The sequence below is a fragment of the Micromonospora globispora genome (assembly GCF_003857015.1).
GTDB lineage: Bacteria > Actinomycetota > Actinomycetes > Mycobacteriales > Micromonosporaceae > Micromonospora > Micromonospora globispora.
The window spans coordinates 1-16094 of the sequence record NZ_QGGF01000786.1; the positions used below are offsets into that span (position 1 = coordinate 1).

Here is a 16094-nt window from a genome sequence, read left to right on the forward strand (position 1 = left end):
GGGTGGCCGACCGCACCGTGGACGTGATCGAACTACGGGGCCGCGGGGTGGAGCTGCGCTACTGGATCGACCGGGGCGGACTGCTGCGTCGGTTGGAGCTGCGGACCGGCCGGGGCGTCTGGGCCCAGCTCGACCTGACGCCGGGCCCCGTGCCGGCGCTGCCCGGGATGCCCTGACCGCCGGCGAGCTCCGCCGGTCTTTACCGCACGGTCGACGGCAGGGGCTGAGCCCAGCACCGTCCCCGTCGCGCGGTCAGGGCCGCCAGCCGGTCTGCGCGGCCCACTCCTCGGCCCGCAGGTGCTCCTCGTCGAACCAGGGGTCCTTCAGCGTGCCGTAGGTCGCGCTGTCCGGGGCGGACGCCACCAGCTCCCGCTTGAGCTGCAGGTACGCCACCCGCTGCTCCGGGTCGGCGCGCAGGTGGTCGCGCATCAGCAGGGCGTACCGCCAGCCGGGCGAGCCGGCCACCCGCAGGTGCAGGTGGACCGGACGACCCGGGTCGGCGCTGCCGTGCAACCGCTTCTCCCAGCGCCCGCTGGCCGCCGGGCGGGGGTTGTCCCACCACTCCCCCGGCAGCCGCGGAAAACCGGCGTCGGCGAGCCGCTCGGCCAGCGGCCCGTCCGCCTCCGCCAGCGACGCCACGGTCAGCTGGATGTCGATGACGTCCTTCGCGGCGAGCCCCGGCACGGCGGTCGAGCCGATGTGGTCGATGCGGGGGCCGGCGGGGGCGAGCGCGTGCCGGATCCGGGCAGCCAGCCGGGCGTACTGCTGCGGCCAGGTCGGGTCCGCCTCGGTGAGCACCAGGCGCGCCGGCCGGACCGCGCGCCGCTCGCGCAGGTTCGCCTCGTAGGGGATCAGCCGGTCACGCCAGAGGGCGTCCACCGCCGCGTGCAGCTCCGTGAGGCCGGCGTCGTTGGGCAGCACCACGTCCGCCGCCACGCGTCGGCGCGCGTCGTCGGCCTGGGCGGCGATCCGCCGCTCGGCCTCCGCGCGGTCCATCCCCCGGTCGCGGGCCAGCCGCTCCAACCGGGTGGCCACCGCCGTCTCCACCACCACCACCAGGTGGTACGTCGGCGCGAGCCCCACCTCGACCAGCAGCGGTACGTCGTTGACCACGATGGCGTCCGGCGGTGCCGCGGCGGCCAGCGCGGCGGTACGCGCCCGCACCCGCGGATGGATGATCGCCTCCAGCCGACGGCGGGCCGCCTCGTCGCCGAACACGACCGCGCCCAGCGCCGCCCGGTCCAGCGCCCCACCGGCGTCGAGCACCCGGTCGGAGAAGGCCTCCACGATCTCCGCCAGCCCGTCCGTGCCGGGGTCGACCACCTCCCGGGCGACCCGGTCGGCGTCGATCACCACCGCGCCGAGTGCGGCCAGCCGGGCCGACACCGCGCTCTTGCCGGACCCGATCCCGCCGGTCAACCCCACCATCAGCACCGGACCAGTCAACCCGATCATCCCGCCGCTGCCAAACCAGTGTCGAGGCGGAGACGCGCGAAGGCCCCGCCCCCAGCGACCCGGTGTACCGGATCGCGGGGACGGGGCCCATCGTCGTCAGCGGACGGCTCCAGATCTCGGCGCGACGTCAGACGCGCCGAGCTGGAGTTGTCGTCACTTGCCGCCGGCGAGCTTCTCCCGCAGAGCGGCGAGCGCCTCGTCGGTGGCCAGGGTGCCCGCGGGCTCCTCTGCCTGCCGGCTCGGGGCCGGGGCGGCGGCGGGGCCAGCGGTCACGGCCGGAGCCGGGTTGGCAGCGGCCTCGGCCTCGGCGGCGCGGGAGGTCTGTACCTGCTTGGTGTGAGCCTCCCAGCGCTGGCGCGCCTCGGCGTACTGGTTCTCCCAGGTCTCGCGCTGCTTGTCGTACCCCTCGAGCCACTCGCCCGTCTCCGGGTCGAAGCCCTCCGGGTAGATGTAGTTGCCCTCGGCGTCGTAGGTCGCGGCCATGCCGTAGAGGGTCGGGTCGAAGTGCTCCTCGCCCTCAACGAAGCCCTCGTTGGCCTGCTTCAGCGACAGCGAGATCCGGCGGCGCTCCAGGTCGATGTCGATGACCTTGACCATGACCTCGGAACCGACCTGGACGACCTGCTCCGGAATCTCCACGTGGCGCTCGGCCAGCTCGGAGATGTGGACCAGGCCCTCGATGCCGTCGTCCACCCGGACGAAGGCGCCGAACGGCACCAGCTTGGTGACCTTACCCGGCACAATCTGCTGGATCGCGTGGGTGCGGGCGAACTGCCGCCACGGGTCCTCCTGGGTCGCCTTCAGCGACAGCGAGACCCGCTCGCGGTCCAGGTCGACGTCCAGGACCTCGACCTCGACCTCCTGGCCGACCTCGACAACCTCGGACGGGTGGTCGATGTGCTTCCAGGAGAGCTCGGAGACGTGCACCAGGCCGTCCACGCCGCCAAGGTCGACGAACGCGCCGAAGTTGACGATCGAGGAGACGACGCCCTTGCGGACCTGGCCCTTCTGCAGCTTGTTGAGGAACTCGGTGCGCACCTCGGACTGCGTCTGCTCCAGCCAGGCCCGGCGGGACAGGACCACGTTGTTGCGGTTCTTGTCCAGCTCAATGATCTTGGCCTCGAGCTCGCGGCCGACGTACGGCTGCAGGTCGCGCACCCGCCGCATCTCGACCAGGGAGGCGGGCAGGAAGCCGCGCAGCCCGATGTCGAGGATGAGGCCGCCCTTGACCACCTCGATGACGGAACCGCGGACGACACCGTCCTCGTCCTTGATCTTTTCGATCGTGCCCCAGGCCCGCTCGTACTGCGCCCGCTTCTTGGAGAGGATCAGACGCCCCTCCTTGTCCTCCTTCTGGAGGACCAGGGCCTCGATGTGGTCACCGACCGAAACGACCTCGGCGGGGTCCACGTCGTGCTTGATCGACAACTCACGAGAGGGGATGACACCCTCGGTCTTGTAGCCGATGTCGAGCAGGACCTCGTCCCGATCGACCTTGACGACGGTGCCTTCGACAATGTCGCCGTCGTTGAAGTACTTGATGGTCTCGTCGATCGCGGCGAGGAAAGCCTCCTCGGAACCGAGATCGTCGTGGGTGACCCGGGTGGCGCTCGAGGGGGCCTCGATGCTGCTCGTCATGTGGGCGGTTGCTCCGGTCGGATGGTTTGTCACAGCAGGCGTGGCGTCGCGGTGACCTTGTCGCGCCAGCGGATCCGTCGCCGGGCACACCGAACGATCGCCGTCAGAAGATCATTAGTGGCTCCGGTGACCGCGCACCTGCTCCCTGCCGAGGCACACGATCCGCGAGCGCATCGTCTAGCCTACCCGCTGCATTACCACAGCGTGCAAGCCCTCCCAGGTCACCGCGACCTCGTCAGCTGCGAAAGCGGAGATTTCGAACGGTAAGGTGCCCCGCCTGTCTCATCCGTCACATCCGTACCACCCGCACCGCCCGCTGGACGCGCCCGGCCGCCGGACCGGTCCCGCCGGGGCCTAGCGTGAGCGGGTGGATGACGACAGGGTGACCCGACGCCGGGTCGGTGCCGCCGAGGTCCGCCGGGCCAACCGGGGCTGGTGGGACACCGACGCGGACGACTACCAGGCCGAGCACGGCGCCTTCCTGGGCGACGTGGACTTCGTGTGGTGCCCCGAGGGGCTGCGCGAGGCCGACGTCCGGCTGCTCGGCGACGTCGACGGCCGCCGGGTCCTCGAACTCGGCTGCGGCGCCGCGGCCGCCGCCCGCTGGCTGGCCACCCAGGGCGCCCGGCCGGTCGCCCTGGACCTCTCCGCCGGCATGTTGCGGCACGCCGCGCTCGCCGGCGCCACCACCGGCGTACGCGTCCCGCTGGTGCAGGCCGACGCCCTCGCCCTGCCCTTCGCCGACGCCGCGTTCGACATCGCCTGCACAGCCTTCGGTGCCATCCCGTTCGTGGACGACTCGGCGGCGGTGATGCGGGAGGTGTACCGGGTGCTGCGCCCCGGCGGCCGGTGGGTCTTCTCGGTGACCCACCCGATGCGCTGGATATTCCTCGACGACCCCGGCGAGGGCGGGCTGCTGGCCGTGCACTCGTACTTCGACCGCTCCCCGTACGTGGAGCAGGACGAGCACGGCGTGGCCACGTACGTCGAGCAGCACCGCACCCTCGGCGACCGGATCCGGGAGATCGTCGGCGCGGGGTTCCGCTTCCTGGACCTGGTGGAGCCGGAGTGGCCGGAGGGACACGAGGGGATCTGGGGGCAGTGGAGCCCGCTGCGCGGCCGCCTCTTCCCCGGCACCGCGATCTTCGTCGCCGAGAAGCCCGGCCGATAGCCGGCCGTCGTTTCCGGTCACCGGCGCCGGGTACCCGACGGTCATGGCCGAGAAGGAGTTCCACGAGGGCGACCACGTCTCCTGGGCCAGCCACAGCGGCCGGGCGTACGGCGTGGTCAAGGAGAAGCTCACCTACCGGACCCACGTTCGCGGGCACACCGTCGCCGCCTCCGAGGAGGAGCCGCAGTACCGGATCCGCAACGACCACTCGGGCCGGGACGTCGCCCACCGACCGGAGGCGCTGCGCCATGAGCCCACGTGACGAGGGTCGGGACACCTACCGCGAGTTCACCGAGGCGGTGAACATGAAGCCCGGCGAGCTGCAGAAGTGGCTGGAGAGCGACGAGTCCAAGCACGTCGGCTGGCGGAAGAGCACCAAGGGTGGCGAGTCGGTCGGCCACGAGTCCGGCCGGAAGATCATCGACCTGCTGCGGCGCAAGCGGGGCGAGCTCTCCGAGACCGACCACAAGCACATGCGCAAGGTCGTCGGGTATGTACGGCGGCACATGGCGCAGCGACCGAGCGGCGACGTCCGGGAGACCCGCTGGCGGTACTCCCTGATGAACTGGGGTCACGACCCCCTCAAGGCCCCGCTCCCGCAGCCGGGCGGCCCGTCCCGGCGAGCCCTCCAGCGGCACGGCGCCCCACCGAAGGAGCGCCGCGGACCGGGACGGTAACCCCAAGGGTCAGTGGTCGGCGCTGTTCCAGTCCCGGCCCTCGCCGACGGAGACCTCCAGCGGCACCGACAGCGGGTACGCCTCGCCCATCTCCTTGCGGACCAGCGCCTCCAGCGTCGCCCGCTCGCCCGGGGCGACCTCGAAGACCAGCTCGTCATGCACCTGCAGCAGCATCCGGGAGCGCAGCCCGGCGTCCCGCAGCGCGCTGTCGACGTGCAGCATGGCGAGCTTGATGATGTCGGCCGCCGAACCCTGGATCGGGGCGTTGAGCGCCATCCGCTCGGCCATCTCGCGGCGCTGCCGGTTGTCGCTGACCAGGTCGGGCAGGTAGCGCCGACGGCCGAGGATGGTGGAGGTGTAGCCGTCCTGGCGGGCCCGGGCGACCACCTCGTGCAGGTAGTCGCGGACGCCGCCGAAGCCGGCGAAGTAGTTCTCCATCAGCCCGCGGGCCTCCTCGGTGCCGATCCCGAGCTGCTGCGAGAGGCCGAACGCGCTCAGCCCGTAGGCGAGGCCGTAGTTCATCGCCTTGATCTTGCGCCGCTGGTCCGCCGTCACCTGGTCGACCGGCACCTCGAAGACCGACGAGGCGGTTGCCGCGTGGAAGTCGGCGCCGGAGTTGAACGCCTCGATCAGCGCGTCGTCCGACGACAGGTGCGCCATGATCCGCATCTCGATCTGGCTGTAGTCGGCGGTGAGCAGACACTCGTAGCCCTCTCCCACCACGAAGGCGCGGCGGATCCGCCGGCCCTCCTCGGTGCGGATCGGGATGTTCTGCAGGTTGGGCTCGGTCGAGGAGAGCCGGCCCGTCGCCGCCACGGTCTGGTTGAACGTGGTGTGGATCCGCCCATCGTCGGAGACCGACTTGAGCAGCCCGTCAACCGTCGACTTGAGCCGGGCCACGTCCCGGTGGCGCAGCAGGTGCGCCAGGATCGGGTGCGGCTGCTGGGCGTAGAGCCACTGCAGGGCGTCGGCGTCCGTGGTGTAGCCGGTCTTGATCTTCTTGGTCTTCGGCAGGCCCAGCTCGCCGAAGAGGATCTCCTGGAGCTGCTTGGGCGAGCCGAGGTTGAACTCCCGGCCGATCTCCCCGTACGCGGCCTGCGCGGCGGCCTTCACCTCGGCGGCGAAGTGCGCCTCCAACTCCGAAAGGTATTCGGTGTCGGCGGCGACGCCGGTGCGTTCCATGTTCGCGAGGACCCGCATCAGCGGCAGCTCCACCCCGGCCATCAGCCGGACCGACTGCTCGCCGTCGCGGGACAGCTCGGCGTCGATGGCGTCGGCCAGGTCGAGGGTGGCCCGGGCCTGGAGCATGAGATTCTGCTCGGCCTCGCCGTCGTCGCCCAGCCCCTCCAGGGTGAGCTGGCCGGTCTCCGGCGCGTCCACCCGCAGCTCCCGGTGCAGGTAGCGCAGCGCCAGGTCAGTGAGGTCGTAGGAGCGCTGGTCGGGACGGGCCAGGTAGGCGGCGATCTGGGTGTCCCGGGAGATGCCCGCCAGATCCCAGCCGTGCGCGCCGAAGGCGAGCACCGCGGGCTTGCTGTCGTGCAGCACCTTCGGGCGCGTCCCGTCGGCCAGCCAGCCGGCCAGGGCGGCCTCGTCGGCCGGCTCGAGGGTCGCCGGGTCGAACCAGGCCGCCGCGCCGGCGCCGGTGGCCAGCGCCATGCCGGTCACCGAGGCGGTGTGCCGCCGGTTGGGGCCGGTGTCGAGCTTGACGGCCACGCCGACCGGGGTGCCGGCCGGGGCGTGGGTCTCCAGCCAGCCGGCCACCGCGCCCGGCTCGGTGAGCACCTGGCCGGCCAGCTCGAAGCCGGCCTCCGCCTCCGGCTCGACCGCCTCCAGGTACTGGTACAGCCGGTCCCGCAGGATCCGGAACTCGAGCGTGTCGAAGACCTGGTGCACCGCCTCCCGGTCCCAGCCGGCCCAGCGGGCGTCGTCCGGGGTGAGCGGCAGCTCCAGGTCGGAGACCAGGCAGTTGATCTCGTAGTTGCGGATGACGTCGGCCAGCCGCTCGCGGAGGCTGTCGCCGGCCTTGCCCTTGATCTCGTCGGCGTGCGCGACCACGCCCTCCACCCCGCCGTACAGGTTGATCCACTTGGCGGCGGTCTTCGGACCGACGCCCGGGATGCCGGGCAGGTTGTCGCTGGTCTCGCCGACCAGGGCGGCCAGGTCGCGGTAGCGCTGGGGGCCGACGCCGTACTTCGCCTCGACCGCCGCCGGGTCCATCCGGGCCAGGTCGGAGACGCCCTTGCGGGGGTAGAGCACGGTGACGTCGTCACCGACGAGCTGGAACGCGTCCCGGTCACCGCTGGTGATCAGCACCTTCATGCCCTGGTCGCGGGCCTGGCAGGCGAGGGTGGCGATGACGTCGTCCGCCTCGTAGCCCTCCATCTCCACGACCGGGATGCGCAGCGCCGCGAGCACCTCCTTGACCAGGCTGACCTGGCCCTTGAAGTCGGTCGGGGTCTCGCTGCGGCCGGCCTTGTACTCCGCGTACTTCTCGGTGCGGAAGGAGCGGCGGGAGACGTCGAAGGCGACGACGATGTGGGTCGGCTGCTCGTCGCGGAGCACGTTGATCAGCATCGAGGTGAAGCCGTAGACCGCGTTGGTCGGCTGACCCGTCGTGGTGGAGAAGTTTTCCACCGGCAGGGCGAAGAAGGCCCGGTAAGCCAGGGAGTGTCCGTCGACGAGGAGTAGGCGCGGCGTCGTAGCTGTCACGGCAGCGACTCTAGTCCGTACGACTGACATCGCCCGCCCTGACATGACCGGGCCGACGTACCGAACCGCCCGGCGCGGCCCGGACGGCCCGCAACGGGACGAGACCGGCCGGGCATCCGCCGCCGGAAGCCCCGGTGCGGCCGGAGGCCGACCGCACCGGGGCCCCGGTCAGAGCACCTTGGCCAGGAACGCCTTCGTCCGCTCGTGGCGCGGGTTCGCGATCACCTCGCGCGGGTTGCCCGACTCGACCACGACGCCGTCGTCCATGAAGACCAGCGAGTCGCCGACCTCGCGGGCGAAGCCGATCTCGTGGGTGACCACGATCATCGTCATGCCGTCCCGGGCGAGGTCCTTCATCACGTCGAGCACCTCGCCGACCAGCTCCGGGTCGAGCGCGCTGGTCGGCTCGTCGAAGAGCATCAGCTTCGGCTGCATGGCCAGCGCCCGGGCGATCGCCACCCGCTGCTGCTGGCCGCCGGAGAGCTGACCCGGGTACGACCTGAGCTTGTCGCCCAGCCCGACCCGCTCCAGCAGGGCCGCGGCGCGGTCCCGCGCCGCGGACTTCTTCTCCCGCCCGAGCAGCACCGGCGCCTCGACGATGTTCTGCAGCACGGTCATGTGCGGGAACAGGTTGAACCGCTGGAAGACCATGCCGATCGAGCGGCGCTGCGCGGCCACCTCCTTCTCTCGCAGCTCGTGCAGCTTGCCGCCGTGCTCCCGGTAGCCGATCAGGTCGCCGTCCACCCAGATCCGGCCGGCGTTGATCTTCTCCAGGTGGTTGATGCAGCGCAGGAAGGTCGACTTGCCCGAGCCCGACGGCCCGAGCAGGCAGCAGACCTCACCGGAGCGGACCTCCAGGTCGATGCCCTTGAGCACCTCCAGCGACCCGAAGGACTTGTGCACCTGCTCGGCCCGGACCATCAGGCCGGACCCGGCCGTTGGCACGCCCGACTGCGTCGACACCGTGGCTCCCGTCATCGCTCCGCCGTCCCGCTCGCGTTGCCACCGCTCTCGGCGGCGATGTCACGCAGCCGCTGCCGGGCCCGCTCGCTGCGCCCGAAGCCCTTCGAGAAGTGCCGCTCCAGGTAGTACTGCCCGACGAGCAGCACGCTGGTCAGCACCAGGTACCACAGGGTGGCCGCCACGAGCATCGGGAAGACCTGGAAGGTCCGGTTACCCACGGCCTTGAGCTGGAAGAACAGCTCCATCGAGACCGGCACGAAGGCGACCAACGAGGTGTCCTTGAGCATCGCGATGGTCTCGTTGCCGGTCGGCGGGACGATCACCCGCATCGCCTGTGGCAGCACGATGCGGCGCAGGATATGCGCGCGGCTCAGGCCCAGCGCCTGGGCAGCCTCGGTCTGGCCCTCGTCCACCGACTGGATGCCGGCCCGGACGATCTCCGCCATGTACGCGGCCTCGGAGAGGCCGAGCGCCAGCATGCCGGCGACGAAGCCGGTGAGGATGTCCACCGCCGAGAAGCCGAACAGCCGGGCCTCGAAGTTGTCGATCCCGAACAGGGCGCCGATCTGTCGGTCGAAGGGCAGACCGAACTCGACGCGGGCCCAGAGGATGCCCAAGTTGCCGAAGAGGATCGCCAGCACCAGCCGGGGCACCGCCCGGAAGAACCAGGTGTAGACCCAGGAGACGCCCCGCAGGATCGGATTCTCCGACAGCCGCATGATCGCGAGGGCGATGCCGAGCACGATACCGATCAGCATCGAGGTCACGAGCAGCGCGATCGTGCCGCGCAGGCCCGCGATGATCGGCGGCCGGAACATCTCGTCGACCATGAACGCCCAGTTGAACGCCTTGTTCGTGACCAACAGGTGCACGAACATGGCCGTCAGCACGGCGATCACGGCCACCGCGACCCAGCGCCCGGGGTGCCGCACGGGCACGGCCTGAATGGGTTCAGGCCGTGCCCGTTCGGGTGTTTCCGTGTCGACCGACATGGTCAGGCCGAGGGGTTGAGCTCAGCGGTGGTGACGGCGCCGCCCTCGACACCCCACTTCTGCAGGGCCGCCTTGTAGGTACCGTCGGCGATGACCGCCTGCACGGCCTCCTTCAGCACCTCGGCAAACGCCTGCTGGTCCTTCTTCACCGCGTAGCCGTACGGGGCCGATTCGTAGATGTCGCCGAGCAGCGCCAGCTGACCGTTGCTCTGCTTCACCGCGTACGCGCCGACCGGCGAGTCGGCCAGCATGGCGTCGTCCTTGCCGCTGACCACGGCGGCGGTCGCGTCGCTCTGCGCCTGGTACTGGTCGATCTTGATGGCCGGCTTGCCGGCGTCGGTGCACTTCTTCGACCGGGCGGTGATGTCGTCGACCTGGACCGTGCCGGTCTGGACGGCGACCTTCTTGCCGCAGGCGTTCTCCACGTCGACCCCGGCGGGGTTGCCCTGCTTGGTCGCCCACTGGGTGCCGGCGGCGTAGTAGCTGACCATGTTGACGCTCTTGAGCCGCTCGGCGTTGATGGTGAAGGACGAGACGCCGATCTCGTACTTGCCGGAGTCGACGCCGGGCAGGATCGAGTCGAACGGCGCCGACTCGTACTGCGCCTTGAGGCCGAGCTTCTGCGCCACCGCGTTGAACAGCTCCACGTCGAAGCCGACGACGGTCTTGCCGTCCTGGTCGAGGAACTCGGCCGGGGCGTACGTCGAGTCGGTGCCGACCTTGATCACGCCGTCGGCCTTGATCGAGTCGGGCACCTTCGCGGCCAGGGCCGAGTCGGCCGCGGCCGTCACCGAGGGGCCGGCGCCCGGCTGCGCGGACTCCTCCTTCTCGCCGCAGGCCGCCATGGACAGGGTGAGCGCGACCGCGCCGGCGACGCCGAGCGCCGCCCGACGGCGGTTATGAGAGGTGAACATTGTTTGCTACTCCTTCTTGGCAACGTGAGCCTGAGGCGGCATTCAACGACGCCTCAGGCGACACCGAGGTACGCCTCTTTGACCGCCGGGTCGTGCAGCAGTTCCTGGCCGGTGCCCTCCTTGACGATCCGGCCGGTCTCCAGCACGTACCCCCGATGGGCCCGGGAGAGCGCCTGTTGTGCGTTCTGCTCGACCAGCAGGACGGTCGTGCCCTGCTGGTTGATTTCGGTGATGATGTCGAAGATCTGCTGGATCAGCATCGGCGCCAGCCCCATCGAGGGCTCGTCGAGCAGCAGCAGCTTCGGCCGGCTCATCAGGGCCCGGCCCACCGCGAGCATCTGCTGCTCACCGCCGGAGAGAGTACCGCCGGCCTGCTTGCGGCGCTCCTGCAGCCGCGGGAACAGCTCGAACACCCGGTCGAGGTCCGCGGCGACCCCCGCCCGGTCCCGTCGGGTATACGCCCCCATCTCCAGGTTCTCGAGCACGGTCATGCCCGGGAACACGCCGCGACCCTCCGGCGACTGTGAGATACCCCGCACCACCCGCAGGTCGGCGCGCATCCGGGTGACGTCCGTGCCGTCGAAGACGATCGAGCCCGTCGCCACCGGTCGCAGTCCGGAGATGGCCCGCATGGTGGTGGTCTTGCCGGCGCCGTTGGCACCGATCAGCGCGACCACCTCGCCCTCGTTGACCACCAGGCTGATGCCGTGCAGCGCCTGGATCCGGCCGTACAGCAGGGTCAGGTCCTTGATCTCAAGCAGCATCGGTCGGCACCCCCAGGTAGGCCGCGATCACCTTCGGGTCCTCGCGGACCTCGGCCGGGAGGCCCTCGGCGATCTTCTTGCCGAACTCCAGCACGACGATCCGGTCGGTCACGCCCATCACGAGCCGCATGTCGTGCTCGATGAGCAGCACCGTCGTGCCGTTGTCCCGGATCTTACGAATCAGGCCGAGCAACTCCTCCTTCTCCGCCGGGGTGAAGCCGGCGGCCGGCTCGTCCAGGCAGAGCAGGGTGGGGTTGGTGGCCAGGGCCCGGGCGATCTCCAGCCGGCGCTGCTCGCCGTACGAGAGGTTGCGGGCCAGGTCCCCGGCGCGGCGGTCGATGCCGACGAAGCGCAGCAGCTCGTGCGCCCGGTCGCGGCCCTGCCGCTCCTCCCGCCAGTGCCGGGGAAGCCGGAACATCGCGGCGATGACGCTGGTCTGGTGGTGGGCGTCCGCGCCCACCATCACGTTCTCCAGCGCGGTCATCTCGGGGAAGAGCCGGATGTTCTGGAACGTCCGGGCGATGCCGGCCTTGGTGATCCAGGACCGCCGCCTGCCGTTGGTCCGCTGCCCCTTGAACCGGATCTCGCCCTCAGTGGGCCGGTAGACCCCCGTCATCGCGTTGAAGCAGGTGGTCTTGCCGGCGCCGTTCGGGCCGATCAGGCCGAGGATCTCCCCCTTGTACAGGGTGAACGCGACGTCGTCGAGGGCCACCACACCGCCGAACCTGAGGGTGACATGGTCGACCTCCAGCAGCGGCTCCCGCCCGGCGGCGTCCGGGCCGGCCGGGGTGGTCGCCACCGGCTCGTCCGGGCCCTTCTCCGGCGGCACGCCGATCGTGGTCCGGGCGTCGTCGGCGATGTCGCGCTCGCTGGTCTCGTCCCGCTCGCTGTGCATCTGCGGCTCACTCATTGGGCACCGTCTCCTGGGGAACCACTTCCTTGCGTCGGTCGGCGAACTCGGCGGCACGGCGCCGGTTGGGCACCAGACCCTGCGGCCGGAAGATCATCATGACGATGACCACCAGACCGAAGACCAGGATCCGGTACTCGGCGGCGTCGAAGTCGACGCCGATCAGGCCGCCGATTCCGCGCAGCCACTCCGGCAGGTACCAGGTGATCGCACCACCGACGATGGCGCCCTTGATGTTGCCGGCGCCGCCGAGGATCACGGCGGCGAGCACCAGGATCGAGTTCTCCAGCAGGAAGCTGTCCGAGTTGATGAAGGTCTGCTTGCCGGCGAAGAGCGCCCCGGACAAGCCGCCGACCGCCGCGCCGATGGCGAACGCCCACAGCTTGAACTTGAAGGTCGGCACGCCCATGATCTCGGCCGCGTCCTCGTCCTCGCGGATCGCCACCCAGGCCCGGCCGACCCGGCTGTTGGCCAGGTTCCGCATCGCGAAGATGATCACGATGATCACCGTGAGGATCAGCCAGTAGTAGGGCTTCGAGTCGACCACGCCGAACAGCGGCTTGCCGTCCGAGCCGGTGCCCGGCGGGTGCGGGACCGCCGGAATACCCCGCTGCCCCTGGAGGATGCCCTCGTTACGGGCCGCGTAGAGCCGGATCATCTCGGCGAAGCCGAGGGTGACGATGGCCAGGTAGTCGCCGCGCAGGCGCAGCGTCGGACCACCGAGGATGACCCCGGAGACCATCGCCACCAGGATCGCCACCGGCACCGCCGCCAGCCACGGCCAGTTCGTCCCGAACCGACTCTCCGGCGAGGTCAGCAGCGCCACCGTGTACGCGCCGACCGCGTAGAAGCCGAAGTAGCCGAGGTCGAGCAGGCCGGCGAAGCCGACCACGACGTTGAGGCCCACCGCCAGCAGGACGAAGACCGCGGTGTCGAAGAGCACCGCCGCGAAGTCCGAGCGGGTGGTGTAGAAGGCGAAGTACTCGCTGCCGATCGGGAAGCCGAGGTACTCGTAGAACCACTTGTTGGGCAGGATGTAGAGGAAGAGCACCAGAGCGATGAGGCCGGCCCAGCGGACCTGCTTCGGCATCGCGTCCCAGCGGTTCCTGAGTGCGGACATACGTCGCTTGTCCGAGGTGGCGGTCATGCGCGCGCCCTCCCGAGAGATTCGCCGAGCAGGCCGGTGGGCCGGAACATCAGCAGCACGATCAACAGCACGAAACCGGTGAAGTCCTTCCAGTCTCCCCCGAACAGGCCGGCGGCGTAGTTCTCCACCACACCGAGCAGCAGGCCGCCGAGGAGCGCGCCGCGCAGGTTGCCGATGCCGCCGAGCACCGCGGCCGAGAAGGCCTTGAGCCCGATCAGGAAGCCGACGTTGAACTTGGTGTAGCCGTACCGGACGTTCCACAGCAGGGCGGCCACGCCGGCCATCAGGCCACCGAGGACGAAGACCAGCAGGATGACCCGGTTCTTGTTGACGCCCATCAGGGCGGCGGTGTCCGCGTCTTGGGCGACGGCCCGGATACCCCGGCCGAGTCGGCTGCGGTTCACGAACTGGTCGAGGCCGATCATCATGATCAGCGTCACGCCGAGGATCAGCAGCTGGAGGTTGGTGACCGCGGCGCCGAAGACGGTGAAGACCGTCTCGGAGGGGATCAGCACCGGCATGCCGAACGGCGCCCGCGCGGTGCCGATGCCGAACGACTCGGAGAGCACGAAGGACGCGCCGATCGCGGTGATCAGGAAGGCCAGCGGCGGGGCGTTGCGGCGCCGCAGCGGCCGGTAGGCGACCAGTTCGACGGTGACCGCGGTGGCCGCCGAGGCGAGCATCGCGACGGCGAGGCCGGCGAGGATCGCCAGAATCAGCGGGCCGAAGGCCGGGGCCGGGCTGTTCTGGTCGTACCCGAGAGCCTCCCAGGTCCACAGGGCGGTGAAGGTACCGACCATGAAGACCTCGGAGTGGGCGAAGTTGATCAAGCGCAGAACGCCGTACACCAGGGTGTACCCGAGGGCGACGAGCGCGTAGATCGCGCCCTGTTCCAGCCCGGTGATGGTCAGGGCCGGGAAGTTCGCGAACAGGTCATGGAAGTTCAATCGGGGCTCCAACTGTGCGGCCAAGCGGTGCGGCCGGGAGAAAGAACTCCCGGCCGCACGCCTGGTAGTCCCGTCGCGGGACCGGACAGAACCGGTCAGGCCTTCGGGATCTCGATGTCGGGAACGACCTTGCCCGCGTTCACCTTGAACGCCCAGACCACGACCTGGGCCGGGTCCAGCTCACCGTTGGACTCGAACTTGTAGGTCACGCCCGTGGCCGCACCGGTGCCGCTGTAGGAGTTCACGAACTGGTTGAGGTCCTCGCGGGAGGACTTACCGGCCTTGATGCCCTCGAGCAGGATCTTGGTGATGTCGAACGACACGTCGGCGTAGGTACCCGGGTCGGTGTTGAACGCCGTCTTGTAGTCGGTGACGAAGCTGCCCTTGGCCTTGGTGGCCGGGGCACACGGGCAGGTCAGGATGGTGCCCTCGGCGACCTGGTCCCCGGCGACCTTGATGAAGTTCGCGTCGTTGACGCCGTCACCGGCGACCATGGTGCCCTTCCAGCCCGCGCCCTTGAGCTGCTTGAGCAGCAGGCCGGCCTCGGTGTAGTAGCCACCGAAGAAGAGGACGTTCGCGCCGCTGCCGACGATCTTGGTAACCACGGCGGAGAAGTTGGTCTGCTTGACCTGAATCTTGTCGTAGCCGGCCGGCGCGCCGATGACCTTCTTGACCTCGTCGGCCAGGCCGGCGCCGTACGCCGACTGGTCGTCGACGACGTAGACCTTGTCGGCCTTGAGGACGTTCTTGATGTAGCGGCCGGCGGCCGGGCCCTGCGAGGTGTCGTTACCGACGCCGCGGTGGAAGACCTTCCAGCCCTTGGTGCTCAGGCTCGGGCGGGTCGCCGACGGGGTGATGGTCGGCAGGCCGGCCGAGTCGAAGATCGGGTCGGCCACCTCGGACTCACCGGAGAAGCCCGGGCCGATGATGCCGACGACCTTGGTGTCGCCGACCGCCTGCTGGGCCAACGCCGGGGCCTTGGCCGGGTCGCCCTGGGAGTCGTACTCCTCCAGGCTGATCTTGCAGTCGGCGTTGTCCTTGTTGTACTGGTCGATCGCCAGCTTCGTGCCGTTGCGCATGTGGATACCGAGACCCGCGGCGTCACCGGTCAGCGCGCCGAAGAAGCCGATCTTCAGATCGCAGGCGGACTTGCCGCCGCCCGCCTCACTACCACTGTCAGCCTTGCAGGCCGCGCCACTGAAAACGAGCGCGCCGATGGCCACGCCACCCAGTACCCGTGCGAGCTTCTGCCTCACGGCTCGTACCCTCCTCCGTCCGAAGGCCCGAACCACCCGCCGCGAATTGGACGTTGCGAGGGGCTGGCCGGACCGACCGCGATCCCGGTCTGGGGCGGGACGTTATCCCACCGGTAGGGCGCGCCAAAAGGTCTACGAGGTGGGGTTGACCTAACCGTTACGTTGAGTGGTCGGATTCACAAATGTGCTGTAACACACGTGGCCGCACCATGGGAAAACCGGTCATCCGACACTGACCGGAAACACGCTGGTGGAAGGCTCAGCCGGGGCTCCACGACCCGCGCGCTGACCAGACCCCGGCCCGCGCCCCGTCGTCGACGAGCAGCAACGCGGCGTCCCCCGATCCCGTCACCGCGACTGTCCGGTCGCTGCCCGCCGGCACCGCCACCGGCAACACCACCGGTGACCAGGCGTCACCGTCGCGGGAGAACCAGCCGGCGCCCGCCGCGCCACCGGCCACCACCGCGAAGGCCCCGTCCGCGACGGCCGTCAGCCCCCAGACCGGGCCGGGCCCGGCGCCGAACGCGCCGCCCGACCGCCACCCCTGGCCC

General features: G+C 70.2%; 14 protein-coding genes and 1 pseudogene. 3 read left to right on the forward strand and 12 right to left on the reverse strand.

The window, feature by feature from the left end:
- Positions 1-252 precede the first annotated feature (252 nt).
- On the reverse strand, positions 253-1434 hold the full coding sequence (gene coaE, locus DKL51_RS34105; RefSeq protein WP_124813308.1) for a dephospho-CoA kinase: 1182 nt from the start codon (positions 1432-1434) through the stop codon (positions 253-255).
- Positions 1435-1608: 174 nt separating this feature from the next.
- Positions 1609-3093, reverse strand: coding sequence for a 30S ribosomal protein S1 (gene rpsA, locus DKL51_RS34110; RefSeq protein ID WP_109943705.1), 1485 nt, complete (start codon positions 3091-3093; stop codon positions 1609-1611).
- A 367-nt stretch (positions 3094-3460) separates the two neighbouring features.
- Here rpsA and DKL51_RS34115 point away from each other — a divergent pair, with 367 nt between their 5' ends.
- Genes DKL51_RS34115 through DKL51_RS34125 form a run of 3 tightly spaced genes read left to right on the forward strand, consistent with a single transcriptional unit; the run spans position 3461 to position 4941 of the window.
- Positions 3461-4264, forward strand: coding sequence for a class I SAM-dependent methyltransferase (locus DKL51_RS34115; protein WP_109966430.1), 804 nt, complete (start codon positions 3461-3463; stop codon positions 4262-4264).
- Between the two features lie 43 nt (positions 4265-4307).
- Positions 4308-4526 (forward strand): hypervirulence associated TUDOR domain-containing protein, encoded by a 219-nt coding sequence (locus DKL51_RS34120; RefSeq protein ID WP_109966431.1) that lies wholly within the window; start codon positions 4308-4310, stop codon positions 4524-4526.
- Positions 4513-4941: a DUF3140 domain-containing protein gene (locus DKL51_RS34125; RefSeq protein WP_109966432.1), complete on the forward strand. Its 429-nt coding sequence runs from the start codon at positions 4513-4515 to the stop codon at positions 4939-4941. Before DKL51_RS34120 ends, DKL51_RS34125 begins: the two co-directional genes overlap by 14 nt.
- A gap of 9 nt (positions 4942-4950) precedes the next feature.
- Here DKL51_RS34125 and polA read toward each other — a convergent pair whose 3' ends face one another.
- From polA to DKL51_RS35495, 10 genes and pseudogenes are all read right to left on the reverse strand, one after another.
- Positions 4951-7650: a DNA polymerase I gene (gene polA / locus DKL51_RS34130; protein ID WP_124813306.1), complete on the reverse strand. Its 2700-nt coding sequence runs from the start codon at positions 7648-7650 to the stop codon at positions 4951-4953.
- A 168-nt stretch (positions 7651-7818) separates the two neighbouring features.
- Complete coding sequence (locus DKL51_RS34135; protein WP_109964971.1) at positions 7819-8628, reverse strand: amino acid ABC transporter ATP-binding protein; 810 nt, start codon at positions 8626-8628, stop codon at positions 7819-7821.
- A complete protein-coding gene (locus tag DKL51_RS34140; protein WP_109943711.1) occupies positions 8625-9605 on the reverse strand; it encodes an amino acid ABC transporter permease in 981 nt (326 codons plus the stop codon). The genes DKL51_RS34135 and DKL51_RS34140 overlap by 4 nt, the downstream gene beginning before the upstream one ends.
- Before the next feature lie 2 nt (positions 9606-9607).
- A complete protein-coding gene (locus tag DKL51_RS34145; RefSeq protein WP_109943712.1) occupies positions 9608-10519 on the reverse strand; it encodes an ABC transporter substrate-binding protein in 912 nt (303 codons plus the stop codon).
- A gap of 53 nt (positions 10520-10572) precedes the next feature.
- Positions 10573-11283, reverse strand: a complete 711-nt coding sequence (locus tag DKL51_RS34150; protein ID WP_109943713.1) for an ABC transporter ATP-binding protein — start codon at positions 11281-11283, stop codon at positions 10573-10575.
- Positions 11273-12193, reverse strand: a complete 921-nt coding sequence (locus tag DKL51_RS34155) for an ABC transporter ATP-binding protein (protein ID WP_109943714.1) — start codon at positions 12191-12193, stop codon at positions 11273-11275. Before DKL51_RS34155 ends, DKL51_RS34150 begins: the two co-directional genes overlap by 11 nt.
- Entirely contained in the window at positions 12186-13340 is a 1155-nt protein-coding gene (locus tag DKL51_RS34160; RefSeq protein ID WP_109943715.1) for a branched-chain amino acid ABC transporter permease, read from the reverse strand. Before DKL51_RS34160 ends, DKL51_RS34155 begins: the two co-directional genes overlap by 8 nt.
- Entirely contained in the window at positions 13337-14287 is a 951-nt protein-coding gene (locus DKL51_RS34165; RefSeq protein WP_109943716.1) for a branched-chain amino acid ABC transporter permease, read from the reverse strand. Before DKL51_RS34165 ends, DKL51_RS34160 begins: the two co-directional genes overlap by 4 nt.
- Positions 14288-14382: 95 nt before the next feature.
- Positions 14383-15543: a branched-chain amino acid ABC transporter substrate-binding protein gene (locus tag DKL51_RS34170; RefSeq protein ID WP_109943717.1), complete on the reverse strand. Its 1161-nt coding sequence runs from the start codon at positions 15541-15543 to the stop codon at positions 14383-14385.
- Between the two features lie 259 nt (positions 15544-15802).
- A pseudogene (locus tag DKL51_RS35495) lies at positions 15803-16094 on the reverse strand (hypothetical protein); the annotation flags it as partial.